Origin of the sequence: Nocardiopsis sp. TNDT3, assembly GCF_003427465.1 — a bacterium.
GTDB lineage: Bacteria > Actinomycetota > Actinomycetes > Streptosporangiales > Streptosporangiaceae > Nocardiopsis > Nocardiopsis dassonvillei.
Genome location: NZ_QPFC01000833.1, coordinates 1 through 4,078, shown reverse-complemented (window position 1 = coordinate 4,078; position 4,078 = coordinate 1). Strand labels below are relative to the sequence as shown.

At 70.3% G+C, this 4,078-nt stretch carries 3 protein-coding genes and 1 pseudogene; all 4 read right to left on the bottom strand.

Annotated elements, in window-relative coordinates; translation table 11 throughout:
* Positions 1 to 546: ATP-binding cassette domain-containing protein (locus DQW06_RS20185; RefSeq protein WP_157983514.1), on the bottom strand; the 546-nt coding region annotated here is incomplete at its 3' end.
* A 14-nt stretch (positions 547 to 560) separates the two neighbouring features.
* Positions 561 to 1,472 (bottom strand): ABC transporter permease, encoded by a 912-nt coding sequence (locus DQW06_RS20180; RefSeq protein ID WP_013151588.1) that lies wholly within the window; start codon positions 1,470 to 1,472, stop codon positions 561 to 563.
* A gap of 70 nt (positions 1,473 to 1,542) precedes the next feature.
* Entirely contained in the window at positions 1,543 to 2,523 is a 981-nt protein-coding gene (locus DQW06_RS20175) for an ABC transporter permease (RefSeq protein WP_117199109.1), read from the bottom strand.
* Positions 2,524 to 3,120: 597 nt separating this feature from the next.
* Positions 3,121 to 4,078: pseudogene (locus DQW06_RS20170) on the bottom strand (family 2 glycosyl transferase); the annotation flags it as partial.

The window sequence follows — 4,078 nt, the reverse complement described above, 5'->3', positions numbered from 1 at the left end:
GCGCTGGCGCATGCCGCCGGAGAACTCGTGCGGGAAGGAGCGGTAGCGCTGCTCGGCGTTGGGGATGCCGACGAGTTCGAGCAGCTCCACCGCGCGGGCGCGGGCCCTGGCCTTGGGGGTGGAGGGGTCGTGGACCAGGACGGCCTCGGCGAGCTGGTCGCCGACCGTGTACACGGGGGTGAGCCCGGACAGCGGGTCCTGGAAGACCATGGAGATGACCTTGCCGCGCTTGCGGGCCATGGCGCGGTCGTCCAGGCCCAGGATCTCCTCGCCGTGCAGGCGCACGGAGCCGGTGATCCGGGCGTGGTCGGGCAGCAGCCCCATGGCGGCCATCGAGGAGACGGACTTGCCGGAGCCGGACTCGCCCACGATGCCCAGGACCTCGCCGCGGCGGACGGAGTAGCTGACTCCGCGCACGGCGCGCACGTCGGGGTTGCCGTTGAGTCCGCCGAAGGTGACGGTGAGGTCGGTGACCTCCAGGACCGGGGTGTCGCCGAGGGGTGCCGCGCTGGCGGCTTCGGTGGTCGCGACGGTGTCGGTGCTCATATGTGTGCCTCCCCCTAGGACCGGCGCGACTTGGACTGCGGGTCGAGGGCGTCGCGCAGCCCGTCCCCGATCATGTTGACGGCGAGCACCATCAGCACCAACAGGACCGTGGGGAACGCGAACATCCACGGAGCGGTGGTGGAGAAGGACGACCCTTCGGCGATGACCATGCCGAGGCTGATGTCGGGCGACTGCACGCCCAGGCCGAAGTAGCTCAGGGCGGTCTCGCCGATGATGGCGGTGCTGACCGTGATCGTGGCGTCCGCGATGAGCAGGGACGACATGTTGGGCAGGATGTGGCGCAGGATGATCTTGTACGGGGGCACTCCCATGAACCGCGCCGCGTGGATGTACTCGCGTTCGCGCAGGGAGATGCTCAGACCACGGACCATTTTGGAGGTGACCATCCAGCTGAACGCCGCCAGGAGGATGACCAGGACGAACCAGCCGCCTTGGCCGACGAAGTGCCTGGACAGGATCGCCAGGATGACGAAGTTGGGCAGAACCAGGGCCAGGTCGGCGACCCACATCAGGGCGCGGTCCGTCACACCGCCGAAGTAACCGGCGAATGCGCCGACGAGGGCGGCCATACACGTGGAGGCCACGGCGACCAGCAGTCCGATGAGAAGCGACTTCTGCAGGCCGGCGGTGGCCTGGGTGAAGATGTCCTGGCCGGTGCGGTTGGTCCCCATCCAGTGTTCGGCGGAAGGCGCCTCGAGTGTGGCCCCGAAGTCACGCTGACCCACCTCCCAGCCGCTGATGTGAGGGCCGACGAAGGCGAAGACCGCCAGCAGCACGAGCATGACGAAACCGACGATGACCCGCCGGGTACCCATGAGCTGGCGTACAACGTCCTTGAACCGGTTGGGCGCCGGGGGCATGGTCGGCGCCTTGCCGTGCCCCGTGCTCTTCTCGATCGTGCTCATGGCGTGGTCTCCAGCCGAACTGGCGCGGTCGTGCGCGGTGGAACGTTGCGGGCGGTGGCGAGGGACACGGTCACACCCGCACCCTCGGGTCCAGCCAGGCGTAGAGGATGTCCGAGAGGAAGGAGGCGGCCATGATCGTGATCGCCATGAACCAGGAGACGGCCGCGACCACGTGGACGTCGTGGCGGAAGATGGAGTCGATCAGCCACGCGCCCATGCCGTGCCAGCCGTAGATCTTCTCGGTGAAGGTGGCCCCTGACACGAGGGCGCCGAAGGTGAAGGTGAAGTAGGTGATGGTGGGGATCAGCGCGGTGCGCAGTGCGTGTTTGAACAGCGCCTTCCGGCGTGTGAGCCCTTTGGCCATGGCGGTGCGCACGAAGTCGGCGTTGAGCACGTCCAGCATCATGTTGCGCTGGTAGCGCGCGAACGAGGCGAAGAGCGCGACGGCCAGCACGATCGTGGGCAGGATCGCGTGGTGGACGCGGTCGAGCAGCAGCTCCCACCACGTTCCGTCGAAGCCCGCCGCGTACTCACCGGAGTAGCGCAGCAGCTGGAAACCCAGTCCGTCGTTGATCGTGACGGCGAGCACCTGGACCACGATCGCGATGACGACCGTGGGCACCGACAGCACGAAGAAGGAGGCCGCCGTGGCCGCCTTGTCGAAGCGCCGGTACTGGCGCACGGCGGCGTAGGCGCCCACCGCGATGCCGATCACGCTGCCGAGGACGGTGGCGACGGTGATCAGGCGCAGGGTCACGCCCGCCTTCATCCACATCTGGTCGGTGACGTCGCCGCCCTGGATGGTCTTGCCGAAGTCGCCCTGGACCACACCGCCGAGCCAGGTGACGTACCGCTCGGCGAGCGGCGCCTGGTCGTTGAGGTTGAGCGCGTCCAGTTGGGCGTTGACCGCCTCCGGCGTCGGCGGCGGCTGCATCTGCTCGAAGTAGCCGCGCGGATAGAGGTTCGTCGCGGCGAGCAGGTAGGCGAAACTCGTCGCGAGAAAGATCAGCACGACGTAGTTCAGCAGCCGCCTGGCCAGGAACTTGCCCAAAACCATCTCCGAACCTCACAGCCGAGCCCGGCACTCGTCCTGTTGTGCGCGGTCGTTACTGGGGGCGCCCGTGGCCGGGGGTCCGAAGCACCAGGAGGACGATGCCATCGGTGGATGGCGTCGTTAAGCCTTCGCGATCCCACGGCCACCGGCGGGAGTTGCTCCCGGTGACTGCCGAAACACACTTGCGCCCGGTTCACGTTCCGTGACCGGAATGTCAAGAGTCTGCGATGAGCTAGACACTCGACGGTAAACACTGCATCAAGAAAAGACAACAGTGCCCAATTGAGCACCCGATTGCAGTCGATTTGTCAAGTTTCACACGTTCTGCAATGAAATAACTCTGTACAGTAATCGACAACTGGCGCGAGCTGGGGAAACACACCCCGCAAGCCCCGTGGGCACGCCTCCGGCGGCCTGACATTCGGACATACGACCCCAGAAGCGTCGCTCAACGGTAATCTAGCGCAGCATGGTCGAAACCCCCCTCCCCCGGGCCCAGGTACCACCACAGGACGGTTTCACGAAAGGCGCGGAAGTGCTCGGAGAACACCCGTGGTCCGCCCGGAAGGGTCGCCCCTCCCCGCCCCGGAGGTGTTAAGCCCGGCTCACGGCCGCCGTTGACCCGTCCTTGGGTCCCCGTGCACCACGCGTCCCGCCGGAGCGCTCCCGCGGTGCCGTGCCGGTCGCGGCCGGGGGCACGAGCCGGGGCACCAGGGGCGCGGGCGAACCCGACCGCGCGATCCCCCACCAGGTGCCCAGGGAGCGCGCCGCGTCGCCCGCCATCCCCAGGGCCGTCCAGGTCACCGGACCGGCCAGTGCGGCGCCCCTGCCCCGGTGCCAGGCCGCCACGTGCGGCACGACCAGGGCCGCTCCCGCGGCCAGGGCGGCGACGCGGCCCGCGCGTCCGCCGGCACCGCCTCGCCGCGCTGACCGGCCTCGACCCGCGAGCGGGTCCGAGGCGGCCGGAGCGGGCACGCCCGGTGCCCCGCGGCCGCGCCGTCCGAGCACCGCCGCGCCCACCGCCGCCGCGGCCAGCGGCCACCAGGCCGTGCGGACCGCGCGCGTGCCCGTGCGCACGGTGTGCGCGAGGTCCAGCCCGGCCAGTCGCGCCGCCTCGGGCAGCGGGGTGCCCGCTCCCACCACGAGGGAGCCCGTCACCGCCGCGCCGCCCAGCGCACCGGCCGCCAGGGCGGCGCCGGGCCGTCCCGCGAACAACAGCGCGAGTCCGACCGCGCCCGGCCAGGACAGCGCGGGCCCGGCGGCGTGCGCGCCGCGGCGGCGGGCCAGGGGACCGGCGACCGCCCCGGAGGTGAAGCAGGCGCGCAGGTACGCGCCCAGGTCGGTGGTCGGCGGTGCCCACACCCTGGAACGGGGCTCGTAGCGCACCGACCAGCCCTGTTCGGCGAGCCGCCACAACAGGTCGAGCCCGGCGGCGGCGCCGAGGCCGGGGTCGAGGTCGGCGGCACCGCGGCGCAGCACCAGGACGGGGACCGGCCGCAGAGGGTCGGTGTGCTCGTTGGCCGGTCCCGGGCGCTCCTGCCAGGGCAGAGCG

What these genes read in the sequence shown, in the direction of transcription:
- DQW06_RS20180 (WP_013151588.1), bottom strand. Translation starts at nt 1,472, where the DNA reads ATGAGCACGATCGAGAAGAGCACGGGGCACGGCAAGGCGCCGACCATG.